Origin of the sequence: Pseudoalteromonas sp. S3260 (assembly GCF_005886925.1) — a bacterium.
GTDB lineage: Bacteria > Pseudomonadota > Gammaproteobacteria > Enterobacterales > Alteromonadaceae > Pseudoalteromonas > Pseudoalteromonas tetraodonis.
Genome location: NZ_PNCV01000010.1, coordinates 100133 through 116092, shown reverse-complemented (window position 1 = coordinate 116092; position 15960 = coordinate 100133). Strand labels below are relative to the sequence as shown.

Sequence of the window (15960 nt, the reverse complement as noted above, 5' to 3'; positions counted from 1 at the left end):
CCTCCGGCTACCCGATTATGTTTTTACTGCGAAAAATCTATAAAAGGTTTGAGCTTAACCAACCCTGCTTGAATTGAGGCTAATATAGCTAACAAAAACGTTAAAAGTACCATACTGTACTGAAGTTTTACGCTATCTTTATGTCTTCTTTCTTCTGTTTGAAAGTGCTCAAGAGTGACGATTGCTTTTCCATTAACTTTATAACTCCCTGCAATTTTACTCAATTCACCTGACTCTACGAAGGATTCCACATACATTCTTAGTTTGTTTTGGCATTGTTCTCTATCAGGATGTCCAAAAAAACGTAGAGTATAAATACCTGACGTTAATGACACGAGGCTAAACTCCTTTTGACTAATTCCATGGTTATCAATCAAGTAACTTAATAGCTCATACCGTGGTTTTATCTGAAGTTCACGGTTATTGAACCGTGATTGTGCCATTGAATTTAGAAGACGTTTCAGTTTTACCTTTATGAAGTCTTTTTTGGTAAGGCAATGAAGTATAAATGAATTTATACCAATATAAGTAGTGTAGTGATTGTGTAAATAGTGAGTAGTTTCTATGGTTTTAAGATTTATTTCAGTAAGAAGTATTTCTACTTCAATATCGCAAGTATCAGTTTCTCTGTTGTACTTTAATAGGGATATCTTGTTTTCATCTAAACCCTGTACAAGTGCTGTTTGTTCACCAACTGTGATTCTTGTTGAGTAAAAATCATTTTTCTCGGATTCTGGTCCAGACATAGGAATTCGAGTAGGAGCTATTTTTGCAAAAGCCTTTTTAAGCGCCCAGATTTGAATTTTTGACCACATACCTATCCTAAAAACATAACAGCTTATTGAACACCACTTTGGGGGTTTGTAACACCCCAAAAAGAAGTATATTACATTGTTCAATAATTCCACTAAACAACTTCAATGTAAACAAGTAATTACGTAGGCTATAAAATGACTATTGTTAAAATACACCAAAACGACTTTTAATAATGTTATGGGACAAAACCCCAGCACTGTATAAATAAACAGTGTTGGTGGGTTTACCATTTTCCGCTTACAAAGCACCCAACTAACTGGCTGGTAATTTAGCAAGGTGGTTTTAATTTTTGCTGCTGTTTATTATGATGAGCGTACACTCTGCCTTTTTAAATCCATTAAGGTTTTATCAGTCATTTTATTAAGGATTATCTCATGTCTAGCTATAACGAATCTCCAGAGCAAATTGCACAGGCCACTGAGGGCTTTGTGATGCAGCAAACCATGTTGCGTATTAAAGATCCAGAACCGTCACTGGCATTTTATGAAAACGTATTGGGCATGAAACTGTTAGGAAAGTACGACTTTCCTGGTATGGAGTTTACTTTGTACTTTTTAGGCTATGAGCAAGATATGCCAAAAGGCGATGATAAACAAAAAACACAGTGGGTGTTTCGCCGCCCTGCGCTGATTGAGCTTACCCATAATTGGGGAACTGAAAACGACGACAGCTTTAGCGGTTATCACAGTGGAAATGAAGAACCAAAAGGGTTTGGCCATATTGGTATAAGCGTACCCGATGTATACGCAGCCTGCGAGCGCTTTGCTAAGTACGATGTGGAGTTTGTAAAACAGCCAGACGGTGGCTCAATGAAGGGCCTTGCCTTTATTAAAGACCCAGATGGTTACTGGATTGAAATACTTTCGCCAGAGGGCATTACTGAGATTATTCAATCGCAATAAAAAACACTAAACATAAAAAAGCCTGCAAATGCAGGCTTTTTGTTTACAAGTACTGTGAAAAACTTGAATTTTTTAACGACGTAGTGCGTCTATACGTGCATCAAGCGGTGGGTGAGATGAAAACAACTCAGCCATGCCTTTACCACTGGCAATACCAAAGGCCATCATTGAGCCTTCTAATTGCGATGGGTGGTTTTGCTTTAATCGCTCAAGGGCTGAACGCATTTTATCTGCACCAACCAACTGAGCTGCGCCGTTATCGGCTGCAAATTCACGCTTACGGCTGTAATGGGCAACCACAATGCTTGCCAATACGCCAAATAGTACTTGGAATAACATATCGAATAAGAAGTAAGTCCAGCTGCTGCCGCCCTCTTCTTCATCGCTATTGATAAAGTTATCTACAATGCCAGCCAGTACTTTAGCGGCAAAAATAACAAAGGTATTAACCACACCTTGAATAAGCGTTAGCGTTACCATATCACCATTAGCCACATGCGAAACCTCATGGGCAAGTACAGCTTCAGCTTGATCTTGGCTCATGTTATGTAATAAACCTGTGCTTACCGCCACCAGCGAATTATTTTTACTCGGGCCCGTTGCAAACGCGTTCATTTCTGGGCTGTCGTAAATCGCCACTTCTGGCATGTTAATACCGGCTTTTTTAGCTTGAGCAGCCACAGTGTTTACCAGCCATTGTTCGGTTTCGGTACGAGGTTGGGTGATCACTTGCGCACCGGTTGATTTTTTGGCGATCCATTTCGACATAAATAACGAAATAAACGATCCACCAAAACCAAATACAGTCGCAATTAGTAAAATTCCGCCAAGGCTACGATGGCTTAAGCCCAGCGCACTCATTATTATTGAAAGCACCACACCTAATACCAACATAACCGCCAGGTTAGTTAATAAAAACAAAAATACACGTTTCATACGAGTTCTCCAAAAATAACATTTATTGCTGAGCGATTTACTATGTTTGATCGGCTTTGAGCAATCACTGCGTTATGACACACTATGTCATAATGTCAGCGCCATTCTGTGACAAACTATGTCACAACACAAGGGTTATTTATGGATTTAGTAATAATTTTTCAAGCAGGGTTTTATAAATTTGTAATTTAGGGGTTTGCTCTGTGTATGGGCTAATGGCAAGCAGTGGAAATGGTAAGCGTGTTTTCAGTGAATCTAGGTTTGCTTGGTATTCATCCATAGTGGCATCAACTTGGTTAGCAATCCAGCCAATGCAATTAACCCCCATATTTTGCATATGTGCTGCCGTGAGTAATGCATGATTTATACAGCCTAGTTTCATCCCTACCACTAATATTACTGACAGTTGCTCTGCTTTTACCCAGTCGTACAAATACTCGTTATTATTAATTGGTAATGCCCAGCCGCCCGCGCCTTCTGTTAACAGGTAATCGGCGCCTTGTTGCTTAACATGTTGATAAGCCATGCTGAGCTTTTCTACTGTTATGTTTAGTCCCGCTTGCTCTGCAGCTATATGGGGAGCTATTGGCGGCGCAAATGCAAATGGGTTAATTATGTCGTATTTAGCGCTGACTGTGGCACTTTCCATTAGCATTAGCGCATCGGCGTTTACGAGCTGCTCAAACGCCATTTCACACCCAGAGGCAATCGGCTTAAAACCTATGGCGCGCTTTTTATGTTGCGCGAGTAACTTCAACAGCAAACTGGTTACATGGGTTTTACCGGCGTCGGTATCGGTACCGGTAATAAAAAACTGGTTCATGGCATGGCCTTATTATTTTTACTGGGCTTTTTCTAATGATAACAATACTACATGGTAAGATACATGGGCTTTATTGTTTATAATCGGATAGGCATCACATACTTTTTGCAGCGCTGATTTGGTTAATAAACCACGACGACTTGTTGCATGATTTTGTGCTGTGGCACCAATGGCTTTAATCGATTTTATAGCCGCTAATGAACTGCTGTGCTGATCGGTATAGATGACTTTTTTTGATGCGTTGATCTTAAACCCGGCCTTTTCAACCGATTGGTTTATATTATTATGGCTTGCAAACTGATTAATATGATTATGTGAATCAAGCACTGCAAAGGCGGTTTTGATCTCGTTTAATGACCCTGCAACAACCGTACTAATGTAGGCTTGCCCGCCTGGTTTTAATGCTTGGTAAAGCGAGTGCATTAAGGCTTCAAAATTAGCAGACCACTGCAGCGCAAAATTACTAAATAGCACGTCAATACTGTTAGCTTGCAGCGGTAAGTTATCCATATCGGCGCACAGTTTTGGGGTGTTTAAATTACTGCTTTTTAGCATGTTAAAACTTAAATCTATGGCAACAACTTGGCCAAATAATGCCCTTAAAGCCTGAGTATTAACAAGCGGCCCTGCGCCTAGGTCAACACAGAGCCTTTTAGGGTTTGCACTAATGAGTTTAAATAAATCATTTGCCGCTTGTTTTTGCACATTGGCATGCTGGCTGTAACTGTTTGCTGCTTTTGAAAATTTATGCGCCGTGGTTATTTTTAAAACCTGAGCAGCTATACACACAGTTGTAGGGCTAAGTGGCTTAGTTTTAATTGCCTGCGGGCTTATCATGAAATGACCTTTTGTAAACTACCAACGAGTTGTTTTATATCGTCATGGGAGTGGGCTGCACTTAAGGTAATACGCAAACGCGAGGTATTGTGTAAAACAGTTGGCGGGCGAATAGCCGTTAGCCAAATGCCCTGCTGCTTTAGTTGCTCACTGGCTTTTAACGTTTGCTCGGCGCAGCCTAAAACAATCGGTTGAATCGCGGTGTTAGAGTCCATTAACGCAATGTGCTGCTCTTTTGCTAGGCGTTTAAACAGCGCAATATTAGCGTTTAATTTGGCTCGCCTGTCGTTGGCGTCTCTTATGCTTTTAATACGTGCCAAAGTATAAGCGGCAATAAACGGTGACATAGCGGTTGAGTAGGTATAATCACGATTAAACTGCAGCATGTAATCTATAAAATGCTGCGAACCTAATACGCACGCCCCACTACTAGCAACCGCTTTACCAAAGGTGATCACTAAAATATCGGGCAAGGTATCGGCTGCAATTAAGGCTTCACAACTGCCTAGCCCCGATTTTCCTAAAGCACCAAAACCATGTGCATCGTCTATCATTAGCCAGGCGTTATGCTGCTTTGCTAAGGTAAATAGCGCTTTAATTGGCGCGGTATCACCATCCATGGAGAACACACCCTCAGACACAATGAGCTTATTGCGCGCTTTTGATTTTTCTAGCCGTGAGCGTAAATGGTTTATATCGTTATGGTTAAAGCGTATTAACGCGGCGTTGGCGTGTAATGCGCCATCAATTAAACTGGCATGATTGAGTTTATCTTGAAAAATCGCACTGTGTTGCGCTGTCGCTTTATCTTGGAACAAGGCTTTAATCACACTGCTATTTGCGCTAAAGCCCGAATTAAACAACATGCCAGCCTCATAACCCAAAGCACAGCATAAAGCTTGCTCAAGCGCTTGCTGTGGTTGTTGATAACCCGTCACTAATGCTGAACTGTGGCTACCGAGTAATGGCGCACTGGTTAACTCCACCGGCGAATCGCCAAACCCTAAATAATCGTTACTCGCAAAGTTAAGGTAGGTTTTATCTTTAACCGTAATAGTGCGCGCCGTTGCGCTTTGTACTACATAGCGTTTACGCAATAGCTGCTGTGCTTTGCGTTCATCTAAATGGGTGTTTATAAATTCAAATGACATAAATGCTTTAACCTTCAACGCAATACTTTAAACCATTAGCATAGTACTGAGCACTTTACGCTTCGTAAAACAATTCTGAGGTTGCTTTATCAGCCACTTGCGATGACAAAGACGCAGCAACGGCTTCATCAGAATAGTCTTCGGCTGTCTCAGGGTTCATCCCGAGCTTTCTAATTAATTGCATGTCGGCATCGGCTTCTGGGTTTTCGGTAGTAAGAAGTTTATCACCATAAAATATAGAGTTTGCACCGGCAAAAAAGCACATTGACTGCATTTGCTCATTCATTGCTGTGCGTCCTGCTGATAAACGTACGTAACTATGGGGCATCATAATACGTGCTGTGGCAATGGTACGAATAAACTCAAACTGATCTAAGTCATCAACGTTTTCAAGCGGTGTCCCTTTTACCTTTACTAGCATATTAATTGGCACGCTTTCGGGCTGCTGGGGTAAATTAGCCAACTGCATTAATAAGCCATAGCGGTCGCTTGCTTGCTCACCCATACCGACAATACCGCCGGAGCATACTTTCATACCAGCGTCTCGCACATTGCCTATAGTATCAAGGCGGTCTTGAAAGGTACGAGTTGATATAATTTGCTCATAGTATTCAGGTGAAGTGTCGAGGTTGTGGTTATAGTAATCAAGCCCTGCACTGCGCAGTTCATGAGCTTTTTCGTTATTTAACATGCCTAAAGTCATACAGGTTTCAAGGCCAAGGGCTTTTACTTCTTTTACCATTTGCGAAATGTATGGCATGTCTCTGTCTTTTGGATCTGACCATGCAGCCCCCATACAAAAACGAGTGGCGCCTTTTTGTTTTGCTAACCGTGCTTGCTCTACCACTTTTTCTACTTCTATTAGGCGCTCGCGTTCTAAATCAGTTTTATAATGCCCCGATTGCGGGCAATATTTACAGTCTTCTGGGCAGGCACCTGTTTTAATAGATAACAACGTAGAAATTTGTACTTCGTTTGGATTAAAATTAGCGCGATGCACAGAGGCGGCTTTAAATAATAAATCGTTAAATGGCATTTCAAATAAGGCTTTTACTTCCTGATGGGTCCAATCGTGTCGAACTGTTGCAAGCTCCATAATACTCTCTTTTATTTTTTGCTCTTGGTGTTATTGGCTTAGAATACGTATTGCCGTACCATTGTCAACGAAGCCCACTTAGTTAAAGTTTACATATGAACAAAAAACAAACGATAGACCTTGATTTTGATCGTCAGCACATTTGGCACCCCTACACCTCAATGACTCAACCTATTCCGGTTTACCCCGTTACACATGCTAGTCACAACCTTATTCACTTAGAAACGGGCGAACAACTCATTGACGGTATGGCCTCATGGTGGAGTGCTATTCACGGCTATAACCATCCGGTTTTAAATGAAGCGATGCACGCCCAGATAGATAAAATGAGCCATGTAATGTTTGGTGGCATAACCCACCAGCCGGCAGTAGAGCTCTGTAAAAAACTGGTAGCGATAACGCCAGAGGGATTAACAAAGGTGTTTTTAGCCGACAGTGGCTCAGTAAGTGTGGAAGTAGCTATAAAAATGGCGCTGCAATATTGGTTAAGCCAAGGGGTTACAACAAAACAAAAATTAATGACCCCGTTTAAAGGCTACCATGGCGATACGTTTGCAGCGATGAGTGTGTGCGATCCTATTAATTCTATGCATAGTTTGTACGCAGGTTTTTTGCCTGAGCATATTTTTGTGCCTGCCCCTATTAGCCAATTTAATAGCGCGTTTAATCAAGCCGAGGCGGATGAACTAGAACACTATTTTTTAAATCACCACCAGCACGTTGCCGCCTTTATTATTGAACCCATAGTACAAAACGCAGGAGGAATGAACTTTTATCATCCTGATTATTTAGCCTGTGTGCGTAAGCTCTGCACTCAATACGATGTGCTGCTTATTTGCGATGAGATTGCCACCGGATTTGGCCGCACCGGCAAATTGTTTGCTGTAGAGCATGCCAATATAGAGCCCGATATACTGTGTATAGGTAAAGCGCTGACTGGTGGCGCAATGACCCTTTCAGCAACCATAACTAGCGACAAAATAGCCACAGGAATCAGTGAAGGAGAAGCTGGGGTTTTGATGCACGGGCCTACATTTATGGGAAATCCGCTGGCCTGCGCTGTTGCCTGCGCCAGTATTGATTTATTACTAAGCCAAAACTGGCAACACCGTATCAGCGAAATAAATACTCAATTACAGCAGCTGCATAAATGCCAAGCGCTCAGCGCCGTGGCGAATGTACGTACTTTAGGAGCTATTGGCGTAGTAGAGCTTACAGAAGAGGCTGGTAGCATTGATGTCGCTAAAATTCAGGCTTATTTTGTATCTCAAGGAGTATGGATACGCCCCTTTGGTAAACTAATTTATCTAATGCCACCGTATATAAGTGACAAAAACAGTATTCGCGCTTTATGTGATGCTATTTATGACGCCATAAAAGGTAAACATTACGTATAGGTAGGTTAACTATTATTAAGGGTTACGTTAAAATTTATGCAAATAATTAGTTTGCTGCCTATTCGTCCCAAAACATTGGTATTTTTAGCCCTGACCTGTCATTTAGTGTGTTGATCTGAGTGATCTTTAGGGATATGATAATGCCTATCATTTACAATAACATTTATGGACTCACTTGCTATGAAAATATTACTTAAGCCTGCCAAGACATTAAGTGCAAGTTTTTTACTCGCCTCTGCGATTTTTGCACAACCTGTATTTGCTAATGGCCCTATTGGTGAGCATGTTAATCACCTTCAAGCTAATTTAAAAACTTACAATGAAGACGTTGAATGGATGATCTCTAAAGTCGATACCATGGTAAGCGATTACGAGAAAAAAGGCGCAAAAGCAGTCAATAGTGATGATTTGGTTGAGTACTGGGAATCAGTTAAATTCCACAGCGCAATAGAAACTAATTACGTGCCTGTCTATGCCTCTATTTGGCAAGGTTTGTATGGCATAAAAATGGCTATCGATAATAAAAAACCAGCGCTAGAAGTACGCAAACAACAACAAGCAATGAACAATGCCCTATGGCAAGGATTAGGCGCAGTTAAATTGGCGGCTAAGTTTCAACAAAAAGGTTTATTAGATAGCGTTAAAGCAACAGCAACCAAAGAAATGACGCAAAGCGCGACTATCGACGAAATTAAACATAAATTAGACCGAGTGGTCGCTAAATACGCAGAACGTTTAAGCGATGAAGCCACCAACATAGTGCACGATACTTACCTACATTTATTTGAAGGTGTTGAAGGTACACTAATTGAACAAGACGCGAAGTTAGTAGAAGTTCTAGAAAAAGACTTTAACGTAACACTTCCACAAGCAATTTCTAATAATAAAAGTGTTGATGAAGTTCGTGATGTGGTTGTTGATATGCAAACCAAACTAAGCCGCGCTCAAACGCTGATTGAAAAAGCAGAAAAAGCACGTAAGGATGTATTTTAAGTGAAACGCAGAACCTTTATTCAAGGCTTAGCTGCGTTAGGGGTAGCGGGTGCTTTACCGCTATCGCTTTCACGCGCTTTTGCCGCTGATATTGCTATTGTAAACCCCGTGTCTGTTGATACATTGCCTAAATTAAAAGGTGCATTGACGCTTTATTTAGGCCGTGGTGAAGGTGGCTTATACGAAAACGTATTACAAGCCATTCAAAAAAAGAACCCTGATCTTGACCTTGCCATTCGTCGCGGCCCTACCGCAGCGCTTGCCAACACCATTGTTGCCGAAGCAAATGCAGGGGTTAAACGTGCCGACTTATTTTGGGCAGTCGACTCTGGGGCAATTGGTTTAGTTACCGATGCCGGCCTTGCCAAGCCCATGCCGAGTGATTTATCAGCGCAATTACAGCCACAATTTAGATACGATGAATGGGCACCTGTAACTGGTCGTATACGTACTTTGCCTTTTAATACTGAGCGTTTAACCAAAGAGCAAATTCCAACAAGCATTATGGATATTGCCGACAGTGATTTAAGTATTGGTTGGGCGCCTGCTTATGCTTCTTTTCAATCGTTTATTACTGCTATGCGACTTTTAGAAAGTGATGATAAAACGGCTAAGTGGCTCAAAAAAGTTAAAAAACGTTCTAAAACCTACGCAGGTGAACTCGGTGTGGTAATGGGCGTTGAACGTGGTGAAGTAGACATTGGTTTTGCTAATCATTACTACACGCTGCGCTTAAAATCAGGTAAGCCAGATGCAAAACTTGATTTAGCCTTTACGCAAAATGATGCTGGCTGTTTAGTTAACGCTTCAGGTATTTTATCGTTATCTGAAGACCCACTGGCAATCAACTTTATGCGCTATTTACTTAGCATTGAAGTGCAAAGTTATTTAGCAAGCGAAGCCTATGAAATCCCACTGGTTAATGGCATTACTCAACCCGATGGATTGCCAAAGTTAACCAGTATTTCGCCACCTAAAATTGATTTAACTCAGTTGGCTGATTTACGCCCAACTATAGATTTAATGCGCAGCAGCGGCGTTTTATAATGCGAATACCTACATCTTACCCAATGGCGCTGCTTGCAGCGCTAGTGACCCTGACCCCTATTTTTGTTTTAATTACGCTTGCCTCTGACGCAAGCTCTTTTTTTGATAGCCATAATTTAACTATTTTAGGCAATACCCTGTCGTTAATGGGGTTAACCGTATTAGGTTCAATTTTAATTGGTGTGCCCTTAGCATTCATTAGCGCCTATGTGCAGTTACCGTTTAAAAAGTTTTGGCTGGTGGTGTTTGCAGCCCCGCTTGCTATTCCTAGTTACATTGGCGCTTTTACGCTTTATGCTGCATTTGGCCCTGGTGGTGAAATAAACAACTTACTTGGTTTTGAAACCCCCTCTATGTATGGGTTAACGGGAGCCGCCATTGTCATGACCTTGTATACTTTTCCGTTTGTTATGATGACTACCCGTTCGTCTTTACTTAGTTTAGATGCCAGTATGGTCAACGCTGCTCGCACACTGGGTATGTCGATGACGCAAAGCGTATTTAAAGTTATTTTACCCCGCGTAATAAATGGCATTGCTGCAGGGTCATTATTGGTTGCGCTGTATACCTTATCTGACTTTGGTACTCCCGCAATGATGCGCTTAGATACGTTTACCCGTGTTATTTATGTGGAATACAATGCTTTTGCCTTAAGCCGTGCGGCTATGTTATCACTGCAACTGATGGTGATTGTTGGCTTTTTATTAATGATTGAATCACAAATAAAAACCGCCTCAGAGCGTCAAGGTCGTTCGCTTATTTTATTCCCTAAAAAATGGCAACTAGGCGCTATGTTTGCCACCTTTGCGCCTATTTTATTACTCGCTATTGGCCTACCTTTGGCAGTATTTACTTTGTGGTTAGTGCGTGATGGCTTTAGCTCGTTTGATTTGAGTATTGCCTGGCATTCAACTTACGCTTCAGCCATTGCCGCTATTGTTACAGTTATTGTTGCCATTCCAGTTGCCCATGCGGCTTTAAGTGGTAAGGTTGGTAAAGTAATGGAGCGTGTTACTTACTTTGGTTTTGGTATTCCGGGTATTGTTATGGGCACAGCGCTTGTGTATGGCGGCTTACAACTACCCTTTTTATATCAAACGCTGGGCTTATTGATTATTGCTTATATGCTACGTTTTTTACCACTTGCGGTAGGTTCTGTGCGTACCAGCACCGAGCATCTTGACCCAAGTTTGGTAAAATCAGCACGGGTATTAGGGGCAAGCCCGCGCGAAGCTTTTACGCGTATTACTTTACCCCTAACTATGCGTGGTATTATTGCAGGTGGCGCCTTGGTCTTTTTAGAGTCAATGCGCGAATTAGAAGCCACACTTTTATTAGGCCCCACCGGCTTTGAAACGCTATCTACCTACTTATGGCGTGTTTACGAAGCCGGTTATTTTGGCCGTGCCGCTATTCCTGGCTTATTGTTGGTGGTGATTTCTGCGGGTGCTTTAGCTATTATGATGTCTGGCGAAAAACGCAACCAGTTTGAACATTAAGGATTTATAAAAAATGCTATCTGTAAGTCAGTTGTCTATAGATTATGGCAGTAATCGTGTTGTTAGCGATTTAAATTTCACCTTAGGTGAAAGCGAAATATTAATGCTTGTTGGTCCAACAGGTTGCGGAAAAAGTACTATTTTACAAGCGTTAGCGGGGCTTTTACCGATTAGCGAGGGTGAAATTAAAGTGGCTAAATGGACAGCGACACCAAAGCATACTGTGGCGCCTGAAAAACGCAGCGTAGGTATGGTGTTTCAAGACTTTGCGTTGTTCCCTCATTTAACAGTTGAACAAAACGTATGTTTTAAACTTAAAGACACCAGCCCTGCCGATCACTGGTTAAAGCTTCTTGGTTTAGATGCATTTAGGCATAAAAAACCAGCCACACTGTCAGGCGGGCAAAAGCAACGCGTAGCATTAGCGCGTACCCTTGCCCACCAACCTGACTTTGTATTACTTGATGAGCCGTTATCTAACCTTGATGCTGCCTTAAAAGATATGTTGCGTTGGGATATCCGCAACGCATTAAAAGAAGCTGGTGTACCGGCAATTTGGGTAACGCACGATCAAGAAGAAGCGCTTTCGGTGGGCGATCGTGTGGGTGTTTTAAAAGGCGGTAAAATACAACAAATTGACACCCCAGAGCAGTGTTTTAGTACCCCAAACAACCGCTTTGTGGCCCGCTTTTTAGGTGAAGCCAGCTTTATAAAAGGAACCCTAAATAACGGCCAAGCGCTTACCGATATTGGTAATGTACCTGCAAACGGCGTTGATTGTGACACTGGTGAGGTAGAAGTTTTGCTTCGTCCAGATGATGTATTATTAGTACAAAGCAGTATTGGTAATAATGGTGAAGTAATTTGGGTACGCTTTGAAGGCGGTAGCCGTTTATGCGCGGTTAAACTTGCATGCGAAACCGTGGTAACTAGCCGAGTAAGCCATGAGGTGGTTGTACACCCAGGTGACAAGGTACATGCTTCGCTCAGTACATCTCATCCCCTAGCGGCATTTAAAAGCTAGCGCGTAATAACACGAGTAGTTTTATGAAAAAGCCCTAATTTTGGGCTTTTCTTATAATTACCACTCAAACATGTAGGCCATTTTACTAATGGTTTTAAGCGGTATGTTATGGCTGTTGCGCTTGGCATATAAGTGCTGCATTGATTTGTCTTTTACTTCACCAACAATCACTTCTTTTACTTGATACCCTAAAGCTATCGCTGCTTGCGAATAGGCAATGAATTCCCATTTTTTAATGTTAGTGTTATCAACAATAACCAGTTCAATACCTTGTGCTAACGCGTTAATAAAACGTGCTAGGTTTAGGTTATGATATTGCGATAATTTAAACTTATCGAAATGATATTCACCCTGTTCGTTTACAAAGTAATCATCTGTTGAGCAAATAAAATAATTGCTTTCATCTGCACCCGATAATTCGTCAGCGAGATTTTGCGCATAATATGACTTACCACTGCCTGGCAGTCCTCGTAAAATAAAAACTTGTTTCATAGCATCCATTTTTTATTAATGGTAAACGTTAATTCGGTTTGATTACTAATAATGCCACAAATTAATGAATTTTCAGAGTAACAAATGGTAATAGTAGCCATTTAACACTAAAAACTGGTTAAAAAAACCGCGCATGACTAAAAACTTTTAAAGAGTTGCCCACAACAGTTTTTTTATTTTACTTTACTAGGTATTATACAAGGTTCAAGTGCAGTGACCTTACATACATAAATGCATGAGTAACGCACAATTAATTTATATAGTTAGGCAACTTATATCATTGGAGTGAAGATGAGCCATTTAGCGATTTCAGAGCTATTAAAAGGCAATGTTGCGGTAGACAGCCAAGTAACCATTAAAGGCTGGATCCGTACACGCCGCGATTCAAAAGCAGGAATATCATTTTTAGCCGTTCATGACGGTTCGTGTTTTGATCCTATTCAAGCGGTAGTTCCTAATTCACTGAATAATTATGATGAAGTTACAAGCTTAACAGCAGGCTGTTCTGTGTCGGTTACCGGTGTATTAGTACAATCAGCAGGACAAGGCCAATCTTTCGAGATTCAAGCTAACTCAGTGACTGTGTTAGGTTGGGTTGAAAATCCAGATACTTACCCAATGTCGGCGAAGCGCCACAGCATTGAGTACTTACGTGAGCACGCTCACCTGCGCCCGCGCACCAATATGATTGGCGCAGTAACGCGCGTACGTAACTGTTTAGCGCAAGCGATTCACCGTTTTTACCATGAGCAAGGCTTTTACTGGATCAGTACACCAATCATCACAGCCAGTGACTGTGAAGGTGCGGGTGAAATGTTCCGCGTATCAACCCTTGATATGCAAAACCTGCCAATGACAGATAAAGGCGAAATTGATTACAGCGAAGACTTTTTTGGTAAAGAAGCATTCCTAACGGTATCTGGCCAGTTAAACGGTGAAACATATGCATCAGCTATGTCAAAAATTTACACCTTTGGTCCTACGTTCCGTGCAGAGAATTCAAATACATCTCGCCACTTAGCTGAATTTTGGATGGTAGAGCCAGAAGTTGCGTTTGCTGATTTAGAAGATATCGCAAAATTGGCTGAAAACATGCTTAAGTACGTGTTTAAAGCGGTATTAGAAGAACGCCGTGACGACATGGAGTTTTTTGCTCAACGTATCGAAAAAACAGCGATTAGCCGTTTAGAGGAATTTGTTGAAAAAGACTTCGCACAAGTTGATTACACAGACGCTGTAGAAATTCTAAAAGCATGTGGCAAGAAATTTGAGTACGCTGTTGAATGGGGTGTAGATTTACAGTCTGAGCACGAGCGTTACCTAGCAGAAGAACACTTTAAAGCACCGGTTGTTATTAAAAACTACCCGCGCGATATTAAAGCATTTTACATGCGTCAAAACGAAGACGGTAAAACCGTAGCGGCTATGGACGTAGTGGCACCTGGCATTGGTGAGATCATTGGTGGTTCACAACGTGAAGAGCGTCTTGATGTATTAGATGCACGCCTTGACGAAATGGGCTTAAATAAAGAAGACTACAGCTGGTACCGCGACCTACGTAAATACGGTAGCGTGCCACACTCTGGCTTTGGTTTAGGGTTTGAGCGCTTAGTTGCTTATGTTACCGGTATGGGTAACGTACGTGATGTAATTGCATTCCCTCGTACTAAAGGCAGCGCAACGTACTAAGCCACGCTTTGTAACGTTAAATAAAAAACCAACCTAAGGGTTGGTTTTTTATTGTCTTTATCTAAATCTTTATAAATATCTTGCGTTTATAAAGCATATTTGACATTAACCAAAAGCCAATAACATGCAATAAAGCAAAGGTGAACGATGCCAATTTAGCACTCATGACTAAGGCTAACTGTTGATACATCCAATCCCCCAAGTTTAGCTCGCCAATATTAATCAGTGAATAGCTCAGTACCCACACACCCGATAACACATAAATAAACAACGGATTCGAGCCATATACAATTAATGGATTAACAAGGCGTTCGGGTTTTACTATGTCGCAAAGCCATACAAAAAAGGCCAGTACAATACAGGCAATCCCTGAGGTGTAAATAACGAAGGTACTGGTCCAAAGCGATTTATTAATTGGCATAATCAGCGAGCCTAATTGCCCTAAAGCGATACCAACAACCCCAATGACCAACAAACGCTTAATACTTGTCCATTGACTGCTAGAACTGGTAAGTAAACGGGTAACCTCAAAGCCAAATTAAACACTTACTACACTTGGTAAGGTGCTCAAAAGCCCTTCTGGATCAAACGCTAATCCTTTACCTTGCCACAAATGCGATTCACCTAATACCGCTATATCAACCGTTCTAACCAGGTTGTTCTCTAGTGTATAGGCATTATTAGAACCAACACTTAAAAGCAGTAACCAATATGCAATTAAAATTGCAACCGATAAGCTGATCACCCCTCGCCTGTTGAGTAACAATACACAGATAGACGCTAAAATATAGGCAATGCCTATTCGCTGTAATACGCCCAGTATTCTTAAGTTTTCAATGCTCGTGGTAAAGGGATACATATTTAACGCTAAGCCAATAGCAAAAATAATTGCTCCTCGTTTTATCAGCCGTAACACTTGGCTTGCATTAGCTGTGCTGTTGGTTTTTTTAAATGAAAAAAACATCGCAGAGCCAATTATAAACATGAAAAACGGAAAAATTACATCCGTTGGTGTACACCCATGCCAATCGGCATGAAGTAAAGGGGCATACACGTGGGACCACGAACCCAGTGTATTTACCAGTATCATTACCCCCGCATAGCATCAAGCGCTTTATACCTTGTCATTTTGGCTCCTATTTAATAATTTGAGTGTCTACAACTGACAACGCTGTCACCTTGTTATAAAAAAAGCCAAGCGCAAGTAATTTAGATAAGTGGCGTTATTGAATTAAAAAAGCCGCAGAATCAAGAATGA

General features: G+C 41.4%; 16 protein-coding genes. 7 read left to right on the top strand and 9 right to left on the bottom strand.

Features of this window, described 5'->3' with window-relative positions; genetic code table 11:
- Nucleotides 1-23: 23 nt before the first annotated feature.
- Complete coding sequence (locus CWC14_RS02250) at nucleotides 24-815, bottom strand: hypothetical protein (protein WP_138561021.1); 792 nt, start codon at nucleotides 813-815, stop codon at nucleotides 24-26.
- A gap of 375 nt (nucleotides 816-1190) precedes the next feature.
- Between CWC14_RS02250 and gloA the strand changes: the two genes are divergently transcribed.
- Complete coding sequence (gloA, locus tag CWC14_RS02245; RefSeq protein ID WP_138561019.1) at nucleotides 1191-1718, top strand: lactoylglutathione lyase; 528 nt, start codon at nucleotides 1191-1193, stop codon at nucleotides 1716-1718.
- Nucleotides 1719-1790: 72 nt separating this feature from the next.
- Here gloA and htpX read toward each other — a convergent pair whose 3' ends face one another.
- The 5 genes from htpX to bioB form a co-directional block, all read right to left on the bottom strand.
- Nucleotides 1791-2654, bottom strand: a complete 864-nt coding sequence (gene htpX, locus CWC14_RS02240) for a protease HtpX (protein WP_064666216.1) — start codon at nucleotides 2652-2654, stop codon at nucleotides 1791-1793.
- Between the two features lie 139 nt (nucleotides 2655-2793).
- On the bottom strand, nucleotides 2794-3477 hold the full coding sequence (gene bioD, locus CWC14_RS02235; RefSeq protein ID WP_138561017.1) for a dethiobiotin synthase: 684 nt from the start codon (nucleotides 3475-3477) through the stop codon (nucleotides 2794-2796).
- A gap of 18 nt (nucleotides 3478-3495) precedes the next feature.
- Nucleotides 3496-4314 carry a methyltransferase domain-containing protein gene (locus CWC14_RS02230; RefSeq protein WP_138561015.1) on the bottom strand — a complete coding sequence of 273 codons (819 nt, stop codon included), beginning with the start codon at nucleotides 4312-4314 and terminating at the stop codon, nucleotides 3496-3498.
- Nucleotides 4311-5465, bottom strand: a complete 1155-nt coding sequence (locus CWC14_RS02225; RefSeq protein WP_138561013.1) for an aminotransferase class I/II-fold pyridoxal phosphate-dependent enzyme — start codon at nucleotides 5463-5465, stop codon at nucleotides 4311-4313. The genes CWC14_RS02230 and CWC14_RS02225 overlap by 4 nt, the downstream gene beginning before the upstream one ends.
- Before the next feature lie 55 nt (nucleotides 5466-5520).
- Nucleotides 5521-6561, bottom strand: coding sequence for a biotin synthase BioB (bioB, locus tag CWC14_RS02220; protein WP_138561011.1), 1041 nt, complete (start codon nucleotides 6559-6561; stop codon nucleotides 5521-5523).
- A gap of 95 nt (nucleotides 6562-6656) precedes the next feature.
- Between bioB and bioA the strand changes: the two genes are divergently transcribed.
- The 5 genes from bioA to CWC14_RS02195 all read left to right on the top strand — a co-directional run bounded on the left by bioA (nucleotide 6657) and on the right by CWC14_RS02195 (nucleotide 12521).
- Nucleotides 6657-7958 carry an adenosylmethionine--8-amino-7-oxononanoate transaminase gene (gene bioA / locus CWC14_RS02215; RefSeq protein ID WP_076921316.1) on the top strand — a complete coding sequence of 434 codons (1302 nt, stop codon included), beginning with the start codon at nucleotides 6657-6659 and terminating at the stop codon, nucleotides 7956-7958.
- Nucleotides 7959-8138: 180 nt separating this feature from the next.
- The gene (locus tag CWC14_RS02210; protein WP_013464977.1) at nucleotides 8139-8951 is read left to right on the top strand and encodes a hypothetical protein; all 813 of its coding nucleotides are present in this window, start codon (nucleotides 8139-8141) and stop codon (nucleotides 8949-8951) included.
- Nucleotides 8952-9998, top strand: coding sequence for an extracellular solute-binding protein (locus tag CWC14_RS02205; RefSeq protein WP_138561009.1), 1047 nt, complete (start codon nucleotides 8952-8954; stop codon nucleotides 9996-9998). It begins immediately after the preceding gene.
- Complete coding sequence (locus CWC14_RS02200) at nucleotides 9998-11497, top strand: ABC transporter permease (RefSeq protein ID WP_138561007.1); 1500 nt, start codon at nucleotides 9998-10000, stop codon at nucleotides 11495-11497. Before CWC14_RS02205 ends, CWC14_RS02200 begins: the two co-directional genes overlap by 1 nt.
- Before the next feature lie 13 nt (nucleotides 11498-11510).
- Nucleotides 11511-12521, top strand: coding sequence for an ABC transporter ATP-binding protein (locus CWC14_RS02195; RefSeq protein WP_076921321.1), 1011 nt, complete (start codon nucleotides 11511-11513; stop codon nucleotides 12519-12521).
- Nucleotides 12522-12578: 57 nt separating this feature from the next.
- Here the strand turns inward: CWC14_RS02195 and CWC14_RS02190 are convergent, their stop codons facing one another.
- Nucleotides 12579-13013 (bottom strand): AAA family ATPase, encoded by a 435-nt coding sequence (locus CWC14_RS02190; protein ID WP_013464982.1) that lies wholly within the window; start codon nucleotides 13011-13013, stop codon nucleotides 12579-12581.
- 291 nt (nucleotides 13014-13304) lie between these two features.
- Between CWC14_RS02190 and asnS the strand changes: the two genes are divergently transcribed.
- Complete coding sequence (gene asnS / locus CWC14_RS02185) at nucleotides 13305-14702, top strand: asparagine--tRNA ligase (RefSeq protein WP_013464983.1); 1398 nt, start codon at nucleotides 13305-13307, stop codon at nucleotides 14700-14702.
- Nucleotides 14703-14763: 61 nt separating this feature from the next.
- Here the strand turns inward: asnS and CWC14_RS19600 are convergent, their stop codons facing one another.
- The gene (locus CWC14_RS19600; RefSeq protein WP_249928673.1) at nucleotides 14764-15123 is read right to left on the bottom strand and encodes a hypothetical protein; all 360 of its coding nucleotides are present in this window, start codon (nucleotides 15121-15123) and stop codon (nucleotides 14764-14766) included.
- Between the two features lie 117 nt (nucleotides 15124-15240).
- Nucleotides 15241-15792: an acyltransferase family protein gene (locus tag CWC14_RS19595; protein WP_249928672.1), complete on the bottom strand. Its 552-nt coding sequence runs from the start codon at nucleotides 15790-15792 to the stop codon at nucleotides 15241-15243.
- Nucleotides 15793-15960 lie beyond the last annotated feature (168 nt).

Coding starts and splice junctions, on each gene's coding strand:
- asnS (WP_013464983.1), top strand. CDS start 13,305: ATGAGCCATTTAGCGATTTCAGAGCTATTAAAAGGCAATGTTGCGGTA.
- CWC14_RS19595 (WP_249928672.1), bottom strand. CDS start 15,792: ATGATACTGGTAAATACACTGGGTTCGTGGTCCCACGTGTATGCCCCT.
- gloA (WP_138561019.1), top strand. CDS start 1,191: ATGTCTAGCTATAACGAATCTCCAGAGCAAATTGCACAGGCCACTGAG.
- bioA (WP_076921316.1), top strand. CDS start 6,657: ATGAACAAAAAACAAACGATAGACCTTGATTTTGATCGTCAGCACATT.
- bioD (WP_138561017.1), bottom strand. CDS start 3,477: ATGAACCAGTTTTTTATTACCGGTACCGATACCGACGCCGGTAAAACC.
- CWC14_RS02190 (WP_013464982.1), bottom strand. CDS start 13,013: ATGAAACAAGTTTTTATTTTACGAGGACTGCCAGGCAGTGGTAAGTCA.
- CWC14_RS02230 (WP_138561015.1), bottom strand. CDS start 4,314: ATGATAAGCCCGCAGGCAATTAAAACTAAGCCACTTAGCCCTACAACT.
- CWC14_RS02210 (WP_013464977.1), top strand. CDS start 8,139: ATGAAAATATTACTTAAGCCTGCCAAGACATTAAGTGCAAGTTTTTTA.
- CWC14_RS02200 (WP_138561007.1), top strand. CDS start 9,998: ATGCGAATACCTACATCTTACCCAATGGCGCTGCTTGCAGCGCTAGTG.
- bioB (WP_138561011.1), bottom strand. CDS start 6,561: ATGGAGCTTGCAACAGTTCGACACGATTGGACCCATCAGGAAGTAAAA.
- htpX (WP_064666216.1), bottom strand. CDS start 2,654: ATGAAACGTGTATTTTTGTTTTTATTAACTAACCTGGCGGTTATGTTG.
- CWC14_RS02250 (WP_138561021.1), bottom strand. CDS start 815: ATGTGGTCAAAAATTCAAATCTGGGCGCTTAAAAAGGCTTTTGCAAAA.
- CWC14_RS02225 (WP_138561013.1), bottom strand. CDS start 5,465: ATGTCATTTGAATTTATAAACACCCATTTAGATGAACGCAAAGCACAG.
- CWC14_RS19600 (WP_249928673.1), bottom strand. CDS start 15,123: ATGCCAATTAATAAATCGCTTTGGACCAGTACCTTCGTTATTTACACC.
- CWC14_RS02195 (WP_076921321.1), top strand. CDS start 11,511: ATGCTATCTGTAAGTCAGTTGTCTATAGATTATGGCAGTAATCGTGTT.